Raw genomic sequence first — 18,404 nt, 5'->3', positions numbered from 1 at the left:
TTATTTGATCGTAATATGATGTATTAGCTAAAATTAAATTTGAAGTTTTAAATCAAATTATGTATACTAGTAACTGCTGATGCGGAAAAGAGATATATTTAATGAGGGCGAATAGCTCAGTTGGGAGAGCACCTGCCTTACAAGCAGGGGGTCACAGGTTCAAGTCCTGTTTCGCCCACCAAATCTTTTTATTAAAAGACGCAAGGTAAGATTTGGTGTTAGGCCATCGAGGCCGTCACACCAATTAAAAGCAATCAATAGTTAACAGTGAATAAAGAATAGTTGAACTTCAAGAACTTAAAAGAATTTGACTTTAAGATTCTAACTATTCACTATTAATTATTAGTTATTAACTGTTTTTCCGTGGGGACGTGGTGTAATTGGTTAACACGCCGGCCTGTCACGCCGGAGAGTGCGAGTTCAAGTCTCGTCGTCCTCGCCATTAAAAATCAATGAATAGTGAATAATGAATAACTGATAGTTGAATTTAAGAACTTAAAACTATTAACTATTAATTATTATCTATTAACTGCTTTTTATTCTGGCGAGATAGCTCAGGTGGTAGAGCAGAGGATTGAAAATCCTCGTGTCCCCGGTTCGAATCCGGGTCTTGCCACCATTTATAACTAGCAGTTAAATATTATGCGAAAGTAGCTCAGCTGGCAGAGCGTCTCGTTGCCAACGAGAAGGTCGCGGGTTCGAATCCCGTTTTTCGCTCCAAATACGAGGTGGCATAGCCAAGTGGTAAGGCCGAGGACTGCAAATCCTCTATCCCCAGTTCAAATCTGGGTGCCACCTCCAATAAAAAAATATGCCGGGGTGGCGGAATTGGCAGACGCATCGGACTTAAAATCCGATGGGACTTTCGTGCCCGTGTCGGTTCGAGTCCGACCCCCGGCACCATTTTTAATGTGGGAATATAGCTCAGTTGGGAGAGCGCTACGTTGACATCGTAGAGGTCAGTGGTTCGAGCCCGCTTATTCCCACCATTTATAAATACTAATATAGTAAGCCTTTGTAACCTGTTAATGAAACAGGTTATTTTTTATTTTGGAAGTTAATCTTGCTATTTTGACTCGCAATTATTTTTTGAATTTATTTTCATTTTTTGAACCTTTTTTACATAGAAGTAATTTAATCTTATACTGGATTTTATTTTTTGGTGAGATTAATTTAATTACTATAAGCTAAAAGACCTTTTAGGAGTATTCTCCTAGGAGGTCTTTTTCTTTTAAACAAATGATTGTTATTAATTTGCCATAATTCTTTTAGAAAGAAAGCAGACTAATTAATAGGTTAAAAAGGAATTATTATAACCCTAATATTGTAGTATATGAATGTTTTGGAAATATTCAGAAGATAAAAAATTAATTTGCCTGTTTAATTTGTAGTTAGTAAAAACTATTATTAATTTGCCATAATTTTTTCGGAAAAGAAAAGCAATAATTATGAATTGAACTTTAGCGCCTTTGAGTGTAATATTAAGATAACAACAGAAATAAATTATATGTTTAAAAGATTTTATAATTTTAGAAAGGATGATAAAGTTATGCTATTAGATCTATTATCTAAAAAACGTATATTTACTAAAGTGAAAGCAGAAGATTGGTATGATGTCGGTAGAAAGGTTGGAGAAATTCTTTTGAAAGACAACTTAGTTGAGGATAGATATATTGATGCAATGATTAAATCAATAGAAGATAATGGTCCATATATTGTAGTGGGTGAAGGGATAGCAGTTTTTCATGCTAGACCTGAAGATGGTGTGAAAGAAACAGGAATGAGCTTAATTACCCTTGATTCACCTGTAGAATTTGGCCATGACAATAATGATCCAGTGAAGATAGCTTTTGCTTTTGGCTCAATTAATAATGATCAACATGTTGAAGCGATGTCTCAGTTGATGACAGTTTTAATGGAAGATGGATCAGTTGATAAGATATATGCTAAAGATACTTCTAGTGAAGTATTTGATTATATAAATCAAATTGTAAATAAAAACAGACAAGAAAAGGAAGGGGAATAGAAAATGAAAATTTTAGCTGTTTGTGGAATGGGTTTAGGAAGTAGTTTGATGTTAAAAATGGGTGTTGAAAAGGTTCTTAAGGCGGAAGGAATAGAAGGAACTGTTGAAGTGAGTGATGTCAGTAGTGCTAAAGGAGAAAAGGCAGATGTTATTGTGGCTGCACCAGAGATTGCTGAGCAATTAGAAGGTCATTCTGCTAGAGTAATTACGATCAAAAATATGGCTGACAAAAATGAAATTAAAGAAAAGATTATGGATTATATGTCTTAAAGCTCTATTATTCAGTGTTATAATATAAGGAGATAAGATGAATGAATTTTATTTTAATTTTCAAAATCATTAAAAAATATAGGAGGAATAAAAATGGGATTTTTAGATTTTTTAGTTAATGATATATTGAGTGAGCCGGCTGTTTTGGTAGGTTTAATGGCCTTTATTGGTCTAGTTGCTTCAGGGAAGAACTTTTCTGAAATCATGTCAGGAACTTTTAAAAGTATTATAGGTTTTGTTATCTTACAAGCAGGTGCAGGGGTTTTAATTGAGAGTTTGGACAACTTAGGTCCAATAATTCAAGATGCCTTTAATATTCATGGAGTAGTTCCAACTAATGAAGCTGTAGTAGCTGTGGCACAAGAGACATTAGGAAGGGAAACAGCTTTAATTATGGGCTTTGGTTTTTTAGCTAATTTAGCCTATGCCCGTTTTACTCCTTTTAAGTATGTCTTTTTAACAGGACATCATACCTTCTTTATGGCAGCTTTATTGGCAGCTGTATTAGGAACTGCAGGTTTAACTGGAGCTTCATTAGTAGTTGTAGGATCAGCAATATTGGGCTTTTTAATGGTTTTAATGCCTGCTTTGGCAGATATATATATGGAGGATGTAACTGGTAGTGATGATATTGCTTTAGGACATTTTGGAACTGTAGGTTACATTTCAGCTGGATTTGTTGGTAAGTTATTAGGAGATCCAGAGGATTCTACAGAAGATATTGAAGTTCCAAAGTCATTAGGATTTTTAAAACAGTCTCTATTATCTACTGCCATAACAATGACAGTTATCTTTTTAATTATTGTGGTGAAGGCTGGTCCAGAAATTGTTGGGGACTATGCAGGAGAGCAGAGTATGTTTATGTTTGCTGTAATGCAAGGGATTACATTTGCTGCAGGAGTTAGTATTATCATGTCAGGTGTAAGAATGCTTTTAGGAGAAATTGTTCCTGCCTTTGAAGGAATCGGTGAAAAAATAGTTCCAGATGCTAAACCAGCATTAGATGTGCCAGTTACTTTTAACTTTGCTCCTACAGCTGTAACTGTTGGTTTCTTATCCAGTTTTTTAGGGGGAGTTATAGGAATGTTTTTGCTAGGGCCAATAGGATTGGCTACAATTATTCCAGGTTTAGTACCACATTTCTTTACTGGGGCGACTGCAGGAGTATTTGGTAATGCTACAGGAGGTAAGAAAGGAGCTATCTTTGGTGGCTTTGCTAATGGGTTATTGATTACTTTCTTACCCGCTTTATTACTTCCAGTATTAGGAGATTTAGGCTTTGCAAATACTACTTTTGGAGATGCAGATTTTGGGGTTGTAGGTATTATTATTGGAATGGTGGCTAGATTATTCGGTTAAATTTATTATCAACTATTTAGAGGAAGGGACATCCCTTCCTTTTTTTTAAAATTAAGAAAGATCTTTAGCATCTATTAACTGATAGTAGCATTAAGAGCTCTTTAAAAGATTGGGAGTAAAAATAGATTTGATTATAATTGTTTTTAGAGATATTATAATTACAAAAGCTTTTCCCTTTAAATTGGTGTTTTATGGTTTAGATTTAGCAAATGGTTGTTTATTGCGGAAGGTTTGAGCAGATCTGTAGGGAGAGCGTTATAAATAAGTGAGGAGGTAAAAAGTTGAGTTTAAAGCCACGAGTCTGTCAATTGTTGAAAACACTGCTTAGTCAAAAAGAAGCTATTTCTATTAAAAACTTAGCTGATAAATTCGATGTTAGTACTAGAACAATTAGATATGATTTAGATGATATTGAATCTAGTATCTCCTCATATGATGCTAAATTAATAAGAAAGCCACGAGTTGGGATTTATTTAGAGGGAGAAAAAGAAGAGTTAAACAAGATTCAAAAAGAATTAATTAATATTCATGGTTTTGAAAGGGTTTTATCTCCTAAAGAGCGGCAGTATCTGATCTTATTTAGGTTATTTCAAGTTAATGAACCGATTATTATTAAAGAGTTGGAAATAATGTTACGTATTAGTAAATCAACAATAATTAAGGATTTAGATGAAGTTGAAAAGTGGTTAGCTAAACGCAACTTAACTCTTATTAGAAAGACCAATTATGGTTTAGAAATAAAAGGTGAAGAGATAGATATTAGACATGCTATGATGAATGTTTTAGAAGAAACAGCAAATAAGGAAAAATTAGTTAGTTTTCTAAGACAAATCCAAAAAAAAGCATTGGAAGAGAGGAGTTTAGAGCCAGGTTTTTTTAAGGAGTTTGATAAATTGGTATCTGATATTGATCTAACCAAGATTGAGAGTGTGATCTCTTTTGCTGAAAAACAGTTAGGATTTCAATTTGCTGATGAAGCTTATGCTAGTTTATTAGTTCATTTAGCTTTAGCAATCAGTAGATTATTAGAAGGGAAGGATATTCAGTTACCTGAGGAACGATTAAAGGTGATTAAAAAAAGTGATGAATATAATATAGCTAAGAAGATAGGAAGAATCATGGGACAAATCTTTGAAATAAAGATTCCAGAGTCGGAGCTAGGTTATATTACTTTACACTTAATGGGAGCTAAGTTATGGCATAAAATAGATGATGACGATTATAAAAAACTTATGGACAAAGATTTAGATCAAGAGTTGATTATTTTAACTGAGGAAATGGTTAAGGTGGCTGAAGACTATTTAGGGGTTAAATTAATTGATGATACTCAATTAATAATTGGTCTAGCGTTACATCTAAAACCAACTATTAATCGGATACAATATGATTTGCCATTAAAGAATCCTTTACTGCTAGATGTTAAAAGTAGGTATGGAGAAATATTTAAAGCAGCTAAAAGGGCAGCTAAAATATTACAGAGCAAGTTGCAAAAGCCAATCAGTTCAGATGAAATTGGATATATTACTCTTCATCTAGGAGCTGCTTTAGAGAGGAGTAAATCCTTAGAGCCTAGCAGGAAATTGAGAACGGTCTTAGTCTGTTCAAGTGGAGTGGGAACGACTAAGTTGTTATCTTCTAGGTTGAGTAAAGAATTTTCTGGGCTTAAGATCTGTAATATTTGTTCTGTTATTCAATTAGAGAATAGTGAAGTTGATCTGAAAAATATTGACTTAATTATTACAACAATTCCCTTAGATATTGATGATGTTTTGGTATTACAGGTTAATCCACTATTAAGTCAAGAAGATAAGGAAAATATTAAGAAGATTATTAATGCTAAGCAAGATATTTTTGATGTTACTGAAACTAAAGAAGACTCTAAATCTAAAAGAGATTATTTCTTTGAGATTGAGGAAGTAGTTGAAGTTATAGAACAAGAAGCAATTATAGGGGATAAAGATAGCCTAAAAGAAGATTTAAAAGATTTTTTTGCTTCTAAAGGAGTTAAAGTTTCGGATAAAATAGATGACACAACTGATAAACAAAGTATAGAAGAGAGTGATAAAGGGCTATTAGAGTTATTAACTGGAGATAATATAGCAATAATTGATAAGATAGATGATTGGAGAAGAGCAGTTAGAATAGCAGGAAAACCTTTAGTAGAACAAGGTCATATACTAGAAGGGTACGTTGAACGAACAATAGAGATTGTTGAAGAAAAAGGTGCTTATGTAGTAATAGCACCTCACATTGCTTTGATACATGCTAGACCTGAAGATGGAGTTAAAAATAAGAGTATGGGGTTAGGGATTATAAAAGAGGGAGTTAATTTTGGTCATGATTATGATCCTGTTCATTTAATTTTCACATTAGCTCCTATAGATCAAATTTCTCACTTGTCTGCTTTATCTGAACTGTTAAAATTAATTAATGAAGATGATTTTGTAGAAGAAATGTTGAAGGACGATAGTAATCAAGGTGTTATAACTAAGATAGAAACAATTTTAAATTAAGGATAATTTCATAATTAAAGAGCTGATAATTTTAAAAGATGTGGAATTAAATTTGATTCTACATCTTTATTTTGATTTTAGCATTCTAGATTGTAAGCTTTATTTTTAAGAATGAATTTTTTGCTAAAGCAAATCCGTCTCTTTGTGATAGATGTGCTGATCTATTATTTGAAAAAGTGAAGGAGTTTATCGAGGAAAATCTTAATAGTTCTATTGCTCAAATTGTTGAGGAAACAGAAGTCAAAACCAAAGAAGCGATAAAAGAGAGAGTGTTTTTATATTCGAGAATAACGATTAAGAAAATGTTGCCATAAAGGCAGCTTTTTTTATTTCTAGTTATAATCGTTCAAATTTTATTGTAAAGTTAGAGACTTATAGTTTAGATTGCTGGATGAGAATATAAAAAATAAGGTTAACATATACTATAATAGATTAAAGGTTAAGGAGTGGTTAAATGTCTTTAATTAGGATTGAAACGAAAAAGTATAGTGACTTTTTGCGAGAGAGGTTACTTTTTGAAATAGATATTTTGAAAGAAGATGGTACTATAATTGAAATAGATGAAGAAAAACAGGGAGATGCTATCATCTTTAACTGTAAGCTAGTTACAGAAAATAATAATTTTGAAGATGAAGTGGCTATCTTCAGAGAATATATAGCTAATATCTTATCTGATTTAATTATTAATCGATTTGAAGAGGATTTATTACATAAGATTTTAAAGAGAAATTATCAACATTTTACACCAGAGGATGAGAAGAAGCTAATAGAGTTAGCTAGTGATAGGTTAAATTATTTAGAAAGTAAAGATGATGGAGCAATAATTTCTCAAATCCAGCGTAAAAATAGAATTTTACTGGAGATAGTTGATTATTTAACGATTAAAGATGTAATTATTTTGGAAGGGTTTGTCCGCTTTAGATTAGGGGAATATATAAGTGAGTTACAATTAGCAGTTGATCAGGCAGTTAATGATTTGGCTGTAGAAAGGGAGTATGAAGAGTTTGTTTATCTTTTAAAGCATTTTGTTGAAAATCAGGATCCTAAAATTGAGCTAATAAATGTAGTTAAAACTGAGCAAAATAAATTTGAGTTCTTAAATCAATTTGGTACAGTTCTTAAAAATAGTTACTTAGATGATGATATATTAAACTTGATGGAGGAAGATTTAGATTATCAAGATTTATTGATCAGTGCGTTAATTACTTTAGCTCCTCAAGAGATCGTTCTTCATTTTAAAGAACCTGCAGAGGCAGTAGAAACAATAGAAGGGATTTTTGCTGAGCGGGTTTGTATTTGCATGGGATGTAAGTATTGTGAAATAGATAGTTTAAATGAATTAGAATAACCCCTTGTCAACTTTAGAAGAAAATTGTATAATAAAGTTGATTTAAATATGATAATAAGGGGAGTTACTATGATTTTAAGATTATGGTTTTTACCAGTAATAGGAGCAGTAATTGGTTGGGTTACTAATTTATTGGCTATTAAGTTGATCTTCAAACCTTATGATCCAGTAGAGATTCCTGTACTCGGCTTTAAAATTCAGGGATTATTACCTAAAAGAAGTAAGGAGTTAGCTAAAAGAGTTGGGGAAATTGTAGAAGAAGAGCTATTACCTAAAGAAGAGTTAGAAAAAGAGTTGACAGGGTTAGAAGTTAAGGATGAAATCAAGGCAAGGATCTTAGAGGTGGTAGATGAAAAAGCTAAAGAGCGGATTCCACCGTTTATTCCCGAAAACTTTCAAGTAATGATCATTGATTTCTTAAAAGAGATGGTTAAGAAGGATTTAGATCCTGAAATTGAAAACATGTTAGAAAAGGTAAAGAATAAGATAGTCAATGAAACTGATATAGCTCAATTGGTTGAGAGACAGGTCAGTTCCTTTGATATGCGGGAATTAGAGGAGTTAGTTCTAAAGATTGCAGCTAAAGAGTTAAAGCATATAGAGGTTTTAGGTGGGATCTTAGGATTTATTGTGGGAGTAGGACAAGCCTTAATAGTAATTAATCTTTAATTTTTTCTTGACATTGTATCTATTTCTAATTATAATTTTAAGTAGTTTAATATGATAAAGACTGTGATGAGGAAGAGTAGGTTGATTTTATCTTTACTAGAGAAAAGGGATTATAAGCTGGAAGTCCCTTAAGGATAGTTGCCTGAAAACCACCTCGGAGTTGATCCCTGAAAGTAAGTAGGGCGATCCGGCGAATAAGCCGTTATTTTAGCTGAGATTAAATCTATATTTTACATATAGGTTTGAATTAGAGTGGAACCGCGAATCCTTCGTCTCTAAAGTGGAGATGGGGGTTTTTTTATTTGTGGGATAATGATTAGCGATTGGGAATTAAAAAGTGAAGCTTAACTACAATTATGTGTAACTTTTGATGTGAAGCATGAGGGGCATTTCTCGTTTTGAAAGATTTTTTCTGAGCTTCTAAGATTCGTCTGCGAATAAATAAGAGCAAGCTAATTTAAAAGTAGGAAAATTAGCTAATTCATACTCTTATTTATTTCTCGACTTATCAAGAAGCTAAACGAAAAAATCTAGATGTCACTGCGAAACACCCCTCATGCTTTATAGTTAGTTAGATTTTAGGAAAATTCCTGTCTGAGCTAAGCATAAATTTATATTTAATTTACTGAGAAGTAATTAAATATTTAAATATTGGGTAATAGAGTTAATTTTAAGCAAAGAGTTAGCTTGGGTAGCGAGTTTAATTTTCCCCTGTTTTTTAGCTTTTTTTCCTGACTTTTTTTACAGTAAAAAAAGTTAGTCGAGGAAAGGCTGATTTTTAGCCACCTCCAAATTAATTTTAGGTTTTATATTTTAAGATTGTAATTTTAAAAGTTAAACTTAATATCAATACTGATATTCATAAAAGGGAGGGTTATTAATGAGTCAAGTTAAGATTACATTACCAGATGGTTCAAGTAGAGAGTATCAACAAGGAGTTACTATTAAAGAGATAGCTTTTGATATTGGCCCAGGACTAGGAAGGGCTTCGGTAGCAGGAAGGGTAAATGGTCAAGAAGTTGATTTAGCTTATCAAATTGAAGAAGATGTTGAGCTAGAGATTATTACAATTGATTCTGAAGATGGGTTGGATATTTATCGTCATACTGCTGCTCATGTGTTGGCCCAGGCATTGGTTCGATTGTTTGATGATGTTCAATTGGCAATCGGGCCAACGATTGATGATGGTTTCTATTATGACTTTGATCTGGAAAAAAGATTATCAGAGGATGACTTTGAGCAGATTGAAGCAGAGATGAAAGAGATTATTAAAGAGGGTTATGAGATAGAAAGAGTAGAACTTTCTAAAGCAGAAGCAATTGCGAAGATGAAGGAATTAGGAATGGACTATAAAGTAGAATTGATTGAGGAGATGGAGGATGAAGTAGTAAGTTTTTACCAACAAGGTGAATTTATTGATCCTTGTCGAGGTCCTCATTTACCTAGCACTAAAATGTTAAAGACAAATGCCTTTAAATTATTGAATCTAGCAGGTGCTTATTGGCGAGGCGATGAGAATAATCAGATGCTACAAAGAATTTATGGTACTGCATTTACTAAGAAGTCTGATTTAGAAGAGCATCTTCATCGTTTAGAAGAAGCTAAGAAACGAGATCACCGTAAATTAGGTCAAAAATTAGATTTATTTAGCTTACATGAAGAAGGACCAGGATTTCCATTCTTCCATCCTAAAGGAATGGTTGTGAGAAACCAGTTAATAGATTTTTGGAAGGAAGAGCATCGCAAAGCCGGTTACGAAGAGATTAAGACCCCGATTATTTTGAATCAAGAGTTGTGGGAGCAGTCTGGTCATTGGGATCATTATCGGGATGATATGTACTTTACTGAGATTGATGAGCAAGATTATGCTGTTAAGCCGATGAACTGTCCGGGAGGAATTTTAGTTTATAAGGATAGAATGCGTAGTTATCGTGATCTACCGATTAGATTAGGAGAGTTAGGTTTGGTGCATCGCCATGAGCGTTCTGGGACTTTACATGGCTTGATGCGGGTTAGAAACTTTACGCAGGATGATGCTCATATTTATTGTTTGCCTGAGCAGATTGAGGATGAATTGAGTGGAGTTATTAAGTTGGTTGATACTATTTATAATGCTTTTGGGTTTAAGTATAATGTAGAGTTGAGTACTAAGCCAGATAAGGCAATGGGTTCTGATGAGTTGTGGGAGCAAGCTACTAGTGCCTTAAAGGAGGCAATTCTTGCTAATGATTTAGATTATGAGGTCAATGAGGGTGATGGAGCATTTTACGGGCCAAAGATTGATTTCCACTTAGAGGATTGTTTAGGACGTAGTTGGCAGTGTGGAACTATTCAGTTGGATTTCCAGATGCCAGAGCGTTTTGATTTAACTTATATCGGCCAAGATGGAGAAGAACATCGCCCAGTTATGATCCATCGTGCTATCCTTGGTAGTTTGGAGCGATTTATGGGAATTTTGATTGAGCATTATGCAGGAGCTTTCCCAACATGGTTGGCCCCTATTCAAGCGGAAATAATTCCAATTACTGATGATCAACTCGATTATGCTTATCAAGTTAAGGAAGAATTGGAGGAAGCAGGAATTAGAGTTGAGGTTGATAGTCGTCAAGAGAAGGTAGGATATAAGATTCGAGAAGCTCAAGTACAACAGATTCCTTATATGTTGATTGTTGGGGATGATGAAATAGAAGCAGGTACAGTATCAGTTCGCGAACGGCGTGAGGGAGATTTAGGAGCAGTTAAGGTTGAAGAATTTAAGAATGATCTATTAGAAAAAATAGAAAAAAAAGTATAAAAAAGTAGTTAATTCTCTGCTTGACGTCTTAATAGAGATGTGATATACTACTTAAGAATAATAAAGTAGAAGTCATCCGCTTCTCACCTAAAGTTAGTAAGCTTTGGGTTAATATTTGCTCAAGGATAGATTCCTTAGGGGAATCTATGTTTTGATGTGTCAATTTAGCGGATGGTCTACTATAGACCATCTGTTTTTCTTTTTAAAATTTTCAGGAGGTGTATATAAAATTAGTACTGATTTGAAGGTCAATGATCGGATTCGTGCTAGAGAGATTAGAGTTGTTGATAATGAAGGAGAACAAATTGGGGTTATGCCGTTGAAGAAAGGGGTAAGCATTGCTAAGGAGAAAGGATTGGATTTAGTTCAGGTAGCTCCTAATGCTAAGCCACCTGTTTGTAAGATTATGGATTATGGAAAGTATAAATATGAGCAGGCCAAGAAAGCTAAAGAAGCCAAAAAGAACCAGAATGTGATGAAGACTAAAGAGGTTCAAATGAGCGTTAAAATCGAAGAGCATGATTTTAATGTTAAAGTTGATATGGCTAAGCGCTTTCTTAATAATAAAGATAAAGTTAAGGTCAGAATTCGTTTCCGAGGTAGAGAGATTACTCATAAAGAACTTGGTTATGAATTGATGGATAAATTAGCAGAAGAGGTTAAAGATCTAGGACGGGTTTCAAGTAAAGCAAGTATGGAAGGTAGAAATATGATTATGTTTATAACTCCAAAGAGTGATAAGTAATTTATCGAACATATAATCTGGTAACTAATTATAGTGAGAGGAGGAATATCTCATGGGGAAGATGAAGACGCATAAAGGAATGAAAAAGAGAGTTAAAAAGACTGGTAAAGGCAAATTTAAGCGTAAAAAAGCATATAAAGGTCACTTGATGACAAAAAAGAGTGGTAATAGAAAGAGAAAACTGAGTAAAGATGCACTAGTGGATAAAGGTAATCAAAAAAGAGTTGAAAAATTATTACCATATGAATAAATAGAAGATCAGAAAAGGAGGGTATCTAAATGCCACGGGTTAAAAGAGGTAATAGAAGACGTAAAAAAAGAAAGAAAGTATTAAAGTTAGCGAAAGGATATTTTGGAGCTAAAAGTAAGTTATATCGACCAGCTACTGAGCAGGTAATGAAGTCTTTGCACTATGCTTATCGAGATAGAAGACAGAAAAAGAGAGATTTTAGAAAGCTATGGATTACTAGAATCAATGCTGCAGCTAGACAAGAAGGTATGTCTTACAGTAGATTTATTCATGGTTTAAAGCAAGCTGATGTTGATATTAATCGAAAGATGTTAGCAGATTTAGCAGTAAATGATCAAGATAGTTTTGCTGAATTAGTTGATTTAGCTAAGGAAAACTTATAATAATAAGAGGAGCTTAAAGCTGGTGCTTTAGGCTCTTTTTATGTTTACTTTTATTAATTAAGGGAATACTAAAGAAGAGGGGTTAGCTAGTGAAAATCTCAAGTCTTAAAAATGATAAAGTTAAGTACTTACGGTCTTTGTATCAAAAAAAGTATCGTCGTCAAGAAGATAAGTTTGTTTTAGAAGGAGTTAGAATTATAGAAGAGGCATTACAAGAGCAAGTAGGGTTGGAGACTATCTTTTATTCAGATTATTTATTAAGAAATAAGAGAGGGCAGGAGTTATTAGATGAACTAGAGGATAGTCAGATCGAGTTGATTAAATTAACAGATGATCTATTACAACAGGTTGCTGATACAGTTTCACCGCAGGGGATTTTAGCAATTGTTAAGAAGGTTAACTATGATCAACAGATCTTAAGTGGTTCTAATCGATTGCTTTTAATTGTAGATCGAGTACAGGATCCTGGGAATTTAGGAACGATTATTAGAACTGCCGATGCAGCAGGGGTTGATGGAGTGATTACGACTAAAGGTACGGTTAGTTTATATAATCAAAAGACGATTCGAGCTACGATGGGTTCTTTATTTAGAGTTCCTATCTTGAGGGAAGATAATTTAGATAAGTTGATAGAGGACTTAAAAGATGAGCAGATTAGATTAATTGTAGCTGATTTAGCTGGAGAAGACTATCATTTTAATGTCGATTATAATAATTCAACTGCTATTATTGTTGGTAATGAGGGGGTTGGCCCGCGAGAAGAACTATTAGCTGCAGCGGATAAAAAGATTAAGATTCCTTTGGCTGGAAAAGCAGAATCACTCAATGTAGCAATGGCAACAGGGATAATTATTTATGAAGCTGTACGGCAGAGGTTGGGTTAATTTAACTTGTCAAGGGTAGGGAAGTGTGATATAATTCAAAGCAAAGTAAATTATGCTTAAGGTGTTGAAGGAGTTTAAGTAATCTAGTGACTTTAAGAGAGAAGGTATTCTAAGCTGAAAGTATCTTCATTAAATTAGGTGAAATTCACTCTGGAGCTACTAACTGAACTATAAAGTAGGTTAGGTCGGTCTTCTACCGTTATTAGAAGTTAGAGATAATCTATCAATTAGTTATTAATTAGTTAGTGGAGATTAATTAGTAGTTGATGGATTAATTAAGGTGGTACCGCGAAGATAATCCATTGTCTTTCGTCCTTAGCTGGGAGAAAGAGATGGATTTTTTTATTTGGAGATATAAATAAATTAGATTAAGGAGGATTTATGATGGAGGATAAATTAAAGGAAATTGAACAAGAAGCAACTTCTGCAATTGAGAATGTTGATTCATTAGAGCAATTAGAAAAGTTGCGGGTTAATTATTTAGGTAAAAAAGGAGCAGTGACAGAGATTTTAAGGGGGATGGGGGATTTGGCCCCTGAAATGAGACCTGTAGTAGGAAAGTTAGCTAATCAACTAAAGGGTAAAATAACTAACTTAATAGCTACTCAAGAAGAGAAATTAAAAGTAGCAGCTAAAAATAAGCAATTAGTTGCTGAAACTATTGATGTTACTCTACCAGGTCAAAAGCAAGGAGTGGCTAGAAAGCATCCTTTGACTTTAGTCTTTGATGAGATTAAGGAGATCTTTTTGGGATTGGGTTTTCAGATTGCTGAAGGGCCAGAAGTAGAGACAGATTATTATAACTTTGAAGCTTTAAATTTTCCAGACAATCATCCTGCTCGTGATATGCAAGATACTTTTTATATTGCAGGGGAGCGATTATTACGGACTCATACCTCTTCAGTTCAGGTTAGGACAATAGAAGAGCAAGAACCACCAATCAGGATTATTGCTCCAGGGCGAGTCTACCGTTCTGATGAGATTGATGCTACTCATACGCCAGTCTTTCATCAGGTAGAAGGATTAATGATTGATCAAGATATTTCTTTTGCTCACTTGAAAGAAATTTTGATTCAGTTGAGTAAAGAGTTATTTGGAGCAGATCGAGAGGTTAGATTTAGACCGAGTTACTTCCCGTTTACTGAGCCAAGTGCTGAGGTTGATATCTCTTGTGCTAAATGCGATGGAGATGGTTGTAAGCTCTGCTCAGGAACAGGTTGGTTAGAAATTTTAGGGTCTGGTCTGGTACATCCTAATGTTCTAGAGATGTCTGGGGTAGATTCTAAAGAATATAGTGGATTTGCTTTTGGGATGGGAGTAGAACGGATTGCGATGTTGAAGTATGGAATTGATGATATTAGATTGCTTTATGATAATGATCTGAAATTTTTAAGTCAATTTTGATAAAAAGTACCGTAGAATAGTTGAATAAAAGACTTGAAATTACATAATGTAAGGGAGGATTAAGATGAAGGTTTCATATAATTGGTTACAAGAGTATGTTGATTTTGATTATACGCCAGAGGAGTTGGCCCATCAGCTAACTTTGGCTGGTTTAGAAGTAGATGGTGTAGAGTATCAAGGAGAGGAAATTACCGATATAGTAGTAGGTGAAATTAAGGATATAGCTGAACATGAAAATGCGGATAAATTATCGGTCTGTAAGGTTGATATTGCTCAACAAGAGTTACAGATTGTTTGTGGAGCAACTAATATGGAGATAGGAGATAAGGTTCCTGTTGCTCCTGTAGGTACAGTAATGCCTGATGGGATGGAGATTAAAGAGGTTGAACTAAGAGGAGTAAGATCTTGGGGGATGATGTGTTCTACAGATGAGTTGAAGCTAGCTGATGATGGAGTAGATGGTCTTTTTATCTTATCAGAAGATGTTGAAGTAGGAAATAAGCTTGTTGAGGAGTTAGGATTAGATGATATTATTATCGAATTAGACTTAACACCTAACTATGCTCATTGTTTGAGTATGGTTGGAGTAGCTAGAGAGGTAGCAGCCTTAGCAGGAACTGAAGTAAAGATGCCAGAAGCTGAAGTGGAAGAGATTGAAGAGCAGATTAAAGATTGGGTTAAGGTAGAGGTTGCAGATGATGAACTAGCACCTCGTTATGCTGGACGAATCATTACTGGAGTAGAAGTTAAAGATTCTCCAAGGTGGTTAAAGAAGAGATTAGAAGCGATAGGGGTTAGACCGGTCAATAATATAGTTGATGTAACCAACTTTGTTTTAATGGAGTTAGGGCAACCATTACATGCTTTTGATTATGAGCAGATAGCAGGACAAAAGATTGTAGTTAGAAGAGCTAACTCTGAGGAAGAACTAGTTACTTTAGATGATCAACAGAGAGAATTAGATGAAGAAATGTTAGTAATCGCTGATGATCAAAAACCGATCTGTTTAGCAGGAGTAATGGGGGGTTTGAATAGTGAAGTTGACCAGCAGACGACTACTATCTTTTTAGAAAGTGCTAACTTTGTTCCTGGAGTGGTACGAAGTACTGCCAAAAAGTTAGGGATTCATAGTGATGCTTCACATCGATTTGAAAGAGGGGTAGATATTAATTTAGCTGATGTTGCTTTAGAACGAGCAACAGAATTGATCGCTAAAATTTGTGGGGGGCAAGTAATCAATGGAATTATAGATCTTTATCCTACAGAAGTTGAAGAAGAAGTGTTTACATTAAACCCCAAGAGAGTAAAGAAGTTGTTAGGTGTTGACTTGACAGCTGAAGATATTAAGGATTTATTAGAAAAATTGAATTTTGAAGTTGAAGGAGCAGAAGAATTAACTGTCAAAGTTCCTACCTATCGAGTTGATATTAATCAAAAGATTGATTTAGTAGAAGAGGTTGCAAGAAGTTATGGTTATGATCAAATAGAGCCAATTAAACCAACTGGGGATATTATTCAAGGGAAAAAGACTTGGCCCCAAAAGATTGAAGATAGAACGAGGAATATCTTGACTGATCTAGGTTTATTTGAAGTACAAAATTATTCTTTTATTAGTCCAACTGCTTTTGATCAAATCAACCTACCAGAGGATAGTCAATTACGAGAAGTAGTTAAATTAGGTAATCCAATTAGTCAGGATTACTCCGTGTTGAGAACTACCTTACTTCCTAATTTATTAGAAAATATCCAACTTAATCTTAATCGTAATGTTGAAGAGGTAAGTATCTTTGAATTAGGAAAGGTATTTATCCCAACAGTTGAACAGGAACTACCATTAGAAGAGTTAAAATTATCAGCTGCAGTACTTAAAGAAGGTTTAATCGATAGTTGGAACTTAGATGCTGCTGGATTCTTTTATTTAAAAGGTATTTTGGAAGATTATTTTGCTAGTTTAGGTATAGAGGAGGTTAATTTTGTAGCGAATGAGCATCCGAGTTTGCATCCAGGTAGAACAGCAAAATTAGAGGTTGCTGGTGAGATGATAGGGTACTTAGGTGAAGTGCACCCTGAAGTATTAGATAATTATGATTTAAATCAGCGAGTTACAGTCTTTGAACTAGATTTTTCAGCTATTGTTAAAGCGGCAACTGATATTAGAGAATATAGCCAACTGCCGAAGTATCCAGCTTTAACAAGAGACATTGCTTTGGTTGTTAAAGAAGAAGTTACTAATCAAGAGATTAAGGATGTTATTTTAGAGATTGGAGATCAGATTTTAGAGTCGATTAAATTATTTGATCTATATCAAGGCGAGCAAGTTCCGGAAGGACATAAAAGCTTAGCTTATTCTTTAAATTATCGAGTAGCCACAAGAACATTGACTGATGAAGAGGTTAATCAAGTTCAAGCTAAGATAGAAGAGGAGCTAGATCAAAGGTTAGGTGCTAAGATTAGACAGTGAAGGAGCAGAGGTCAAAAATAAATAAAAGATAATTAGTTTTTGAAAAATAGTTAAAATAAAAACATTTGAAACTTAAGATTTAATATAATATAATATGTAAGCAGGTTTTTTTGATCATTAAAAGCTCGGATTATATATAATCCGAGCTTTTTAAATACCTGGTTTCTTTCAATTTAATTTACTTAAGTTCTTTTAAAATCGAAGGATTTGGGTAAAAAAGTTAAATTCAATTTATATAGATGTTAAAGATTGATGTTTTTGGTGTTTTAATTCTGATATTTTGAGTTTTAAACTGTCAATTGAAATGGGAGTGGTGCTAATGGAGCTGATAAGGAGGTTAAATAAGAAAATAACTATTTTCTTTGAAGATTATCTTCGAATAATTGCAATGATAATCTTTCTTATGCAAACACTTATACAACTATTAAGTGCTAATATTAATATTTATCTTTTGTTCTCCTTTGTAGTCTTTACTTGTTATTTCTTTGATTTCACAGATAAGTTTTTTCAAAGAGCGGAAAAACTTAATAAAAAATATGATGTGCTTATAGTAAAAGATGATGATGGCTCTAAATTAGCATTTGATAAAATCAAAAACATAATTATTTATTTTAAAAAAATTAGATTAAAAAATCAAACTACTCTTAATTATCCAGAAATTCGTTTTGAACTAAGAAAGATGTTGCATAATAAAATGTATGATAAAAGTTATTGTATAACTGTAAAATCAAAAGATTCAGCTGATCTTGAAAAAATAGAAATTATATTGCAACAATGTAAAGGAGAAGAAGTATATAAATTAGTCTTTAATGAAAAACCTTATGCTAAGTTATAAATCTTTAGGGGTTAATTGATAACTAGGTTAATCTCTCCAAATTAAATATAAATAATATTTGGGGAGACTGAAAGATGGTTTAGGGGTATTATATATAGTAGAGATTTTTCAGAGAAACTATACACTTCAACTTGTAATTTATAAATCTAAAAAAAGATCATTTTATACTTGACAGATCAGGTCACAAATGTTATTCTATTAATTGTCGCTTGCAAGAAATATAGAAATTTAATCTTTTCTTGACAAGTTTGAACTAATATGTTAAATTATTAGTTGTGCTAGTCGAGACAGAAAAGTTTTAATTTTTTCTTGACAAGTTTGAAAGAGAGTGATATACTATTTGATGTTGTCGCAACAAAAGGAAATTTGGCAACAAAAAAGAACTTAAAAAAGTTCTTGACAAACAAGAACGAATTTGATAGTATATTAAATGTCGCTTGAGAAAGCGTCAGAAATTGAAGAA

The 18,404-nt window shown here is 33.4% G+C and carries 14 protein-coding genes, 7 tRNA genes and 2 other annotated features; all 21 genes read left to right on the top strand.

The annotated features are described in order from the left end of the window. Positions 1-105: 105 nt before the first annotated feature. The 21 genes from MWH28_RS07080 (at position 106) to MWH28_RS06980 (ending at position 17,941) form a co-directional block, all read left to right on the top strand. A tRNA-Val gene (locus MWH28_RS07080) sits at positions 106-181 on the top strand. A gap of 184 nt (positions 182-365) precedes the next feature. Beyond that, positions 366-442 (top strand) — tRNA-Asp (locus MWH28_RS07075). A gap of 101 nt (positions 443-543) precedes the next feature. Continuing rightward, a tRNA-Phe gene (locus tag MWH28_RS07070) sits at positions 544-619 on the top strand. A 25-nt stretch (positions 620-644) separates the two neighbouring features. Further along, positions 645-720: transfer RNA gene (locus tag MWH28_RS07065), tRNA-Gly, on the top strand. Between the two features lie 7 nt (positions 721-727). Next, a tRNA-Cys gene (locus tag MWH28_RS07060) sits at positions 728-801 on the top strand. Between the two features lie 12 nt (positions 802-813). Next, a tRNA-Leu gene (locus tag MWH28_RS07055) sits at positions 814-903 on the top strand. A gap of 10 nt (positions 904-913) precedes the next feature. After that, positions 914-989 (top strand) — tRNA-Val (locus MWH28_RS07050). 560 nt (positions 990-1,549) lie between these two features. Next, on the top strand, positions 1,550-2,026 hold the full coding sequence (locus MWH28_RS07045; RefSeq protein ID WP_248618609.1) for a PTS sugar transporter subunit IIA: 477 nt from the start codon (positions 1,550-1,552) through the stop codon (positions 2,024-2,026). A 3-nt stretch (positions 2,027-2,029) separates the two neighbouring features. Further along, positions 2,030-2,296, top strand: a complete 267-nt coding sequence (locus MWH28_RS07040) for a PTS sugar transporter subunit IIB (protein WP_248618608.1) — start codon at positions 2,030-2,032, stop codon at positions 2,294-2,296. Positions 2,297-2,389: 93 nt separating this feature from the next. After that, entirely contained in the window at positions 2,390-3,655 is a 1,266-nt protein-coding gene (gene ulaA / locus MWH28_RS07035) for a PTS ascorbate transporter subunit IIC (protein ID WP_248618607.1), read from the top strand. Between the two features lie 281 nt (positions 3,656-3,936). Further along, positions 3,937-6,168, top strand: coding sequence for a PRD domain-containing protein (locus MWH28_RS07030; RefSeq protein ID WP_248618606.1), 2,232 nt, complete (start codon positions 3,937-3,939; stop codon positions 6,166-6,168). A gap of 454 nt (positions 6,169-6,622) precedes the next feature. Next, complete coding sequence (gene ytxC / locus MWH28_RS07025) at positions 6,623-7,516, top strand: putative sporulation protein YtxC (protein WP_248618605.1); 894 nt, start codon at positions 6,623-6,625, stop codon at positions 7,514-7,516. Between the two features lie 69 nt (positions 7,517-7,585). Continuing rightward, a complete protein-coding gene (locus MWH28_RS07020) occupies positions 7,586-8,185 on the top strand; it encodes a DUF445 domain-containing protein (RefSeq protein ID WP_248618604.1) in 600 nt (199 codons plus the stop codon). A 54-nt stretch (positions 8,186-8,239) separates the two neighbouring features. Beyond that, positions 8,240-8,465, top strand: a binding site (T-box leader). A gap of 600 nt (positions 8,466-9,065) precedes the next feature. Continuing rightward, positions 9,066-10,979 (top strand): threonine--tRNA ligase, encoded by a 1,914-nt coding sequence (gene thrS / locus MWH28_RS07015; RefSeq protein ID WP_248618603.1) that lies wholly within the window; start codon positions 9,066-9,068, stop codon positions 10,977-10,979. A 154-nt stretch (positions 10,980-11,133) separates the two neighbouring features. After that, positions 11,134-11,724: a translation initiation factor IF-3 gene (gene infC / locus MWH28_RS07010; protein WP_345894755.1), complete on the top strand. Its 591-nt coding sequence runs from the start codon at positions 11,134-11,136 to the stop codon at positions 11,722-11,724. A 52-nt stretch (positions 11,725-11,776) separates the two neighbouring features. Beyond that, positions 11,777-11,974 carry a 50S ribosomal protein L35 gene (gene rpmI, locus MWH28_RS07005; RefSeq protein WP_248618602.1) on the top strand — a complete coding sequence of 66 codons (198 nt, stop codon included), beginning with the start codon at positions 11,777-11,779 and terminating at the stop codon, positions 11,972-11,974. Positions 11,975-12,003: 29 nt separating this feature from the next. Next, on the top strand, positions 12,004-12,357 hold the full coding sequence (gene rplT / locus MWH28_RS07000) for a 50S ribosomal protein L20 (protein ID WP_248618601.1): 354 nt from the start codon (positions 12,004-12,006) through the stop codon (positions 12,355-12,357). Between the two features lie 89 nt (positions 12,358-12,446). Next, positions 12,447-13,241, top strand: a complete 795-nt coding sequence (gene rlmB / locus MWH28_RS06995) for a 23S rRNA (guanosine(2251)-2'-O)-methyltransferase RlmB (protein ID WP_248618600.1) — start codon at positions 12,447-12,449, stop codon at positions 13,239-13,241. Positions 13,242-13,296: 55 nt separating this feature from the next. Next, positions 13,297-13,561, top strand: a binding site (T-box leader). A 64-nt stretch (positions 13,562-13,625) separates the two neighbouring features. Next, entirely contained in the window at positions 13,626-14,645 is a 1,020-nt protein-coding gene (gene pheS, locus MWH28_RS06990) for a phenylalanine--tRNA ligase subunit alpha (RefSeq protein ID WP_248618599.1), read from the top strand. A gap of 64 nt (positions 14,646-14,709) precedes the next feature. Beyond that, positions 14,710-17,106 (top strand): phenylalanine--tRNA ligase subunit beta, encoded by a 2,397-nt coding sequence (pheT, locus tag MWH28_RS06985; RefSeq protein WP_248618598.1) that lies wholly within the window; start codon positions 14,710-14,712, stop codon positions 17,104-17,106. Positions 17,107-17,425: 319 nt separating this feature from the next. Next, positions 17,426-17,941: a hypothetical protein gene (locus tag MWH28_RS06980; RefSeq protein ID WP_248618597.1), complete on the top strand. Its 516-nt coding sequence runs from the start codon at positions 17,426-17,428 to the stop codon at positions 17,939-17,941. The last annotated feature ends 463 nt before the right edge of the window (positions 17,942-18,404 follow it).

The organism is Natroniella sulfidigena (assembly GCF_023223645.1).
Taxonomy (GTDB): Bacteria; Bacillota; Halanaerobiia; order Halobacteroidales; family Halobacteroidaceae; genus Natroniella; species Natroniella sulfidigena.
This window is presented reverse-complemented; position numbering and strand designations above follow the sequence as displayed.

Excerpts from the sequence above, each read along its gene's own strand:
- MWH28_RS07045 (WP_248618609.1), top strand. The coding sequence starts at position 1,550 with ATGCTATTAGATCTATTATCTAAAAAACGTATATTTACTAAAGTGAAA.
- MWH28_RS07040 (WP_248618608.1), top strand. The coding sequence starts at position 2,030 with ATGAAAATTTTAGCTGTTTGTGGAATGGGTTTAGGAAGTAGTTTGATG.
- ulaA (WP_248618607.1), top strand. The coding sequence starts at position 2,390 with ATGGGATTTTTAGATTTTTTAGTTAATGATATATTGAGTGAGCCGGCT.
- ytxC (WP_248618605.1), top strand. The coding sequence starts at position 6,623 with ATGTCTTTAATTAGGATTGAAACGAAAAAGTATAGTGACTTTTTGCGA.
- MWH28_RS07020 (WP_248618604.1), top strand. The coding sequence starts at position 7,586 with ATGATTTTAAGATTATGGTTTTTACCAGTAATAGGAGCAGTAATTGGT.
- thrS (WP_248618603.1), top strand. The coding sequence starts at position 9,066 with ATGAGTCAAGTTAAGATTACATTACCAGATGGTTCAAGTAGAGAGTAT.
- infC (WP_345894755.1), top strand. The coding sequence starts at position 11,134 with ATGTGTCAATTTAGCGGATGGTCTACTATAGACCATCTGTTTTTCTTT.
- rpmI (WP_248618602.1), top strand. The coding sequence starts at position 11,777 with ATGGGGAAGATGAAGACGCATAAAGGAATGAAAAAGAGAGTTAAAAAG.
- rplT (WP_248618601.1), top strand. The coding sequence starts at position 12,004 with ATGCCACGGGTTAAAAGAGGTAATAGAAGACGTAAAAAAAGAAAGAAA.
- pheS (WP_248618599.1), top strand. The coding sequence starts at position 13,626 with ATGGAGGATAAATTAAAGGAAATTGAACAAGAAGCAACTTCTGCAATT.
- pheT (WP_248618598.1), top strand. The coding sequence starts at position 14,710 with ATGAAGGTTTCATATAATTGGTTACAAGAGTATGTTGATTTTGATTAT.
- MWH28_RS06980 (WP_248618597.1), top strand. The coding sequence starts at position 17,426 with ATGGAGCTGATAAGGAGGTTAAATAAGAAAATAACTATTTTCTTTGAA.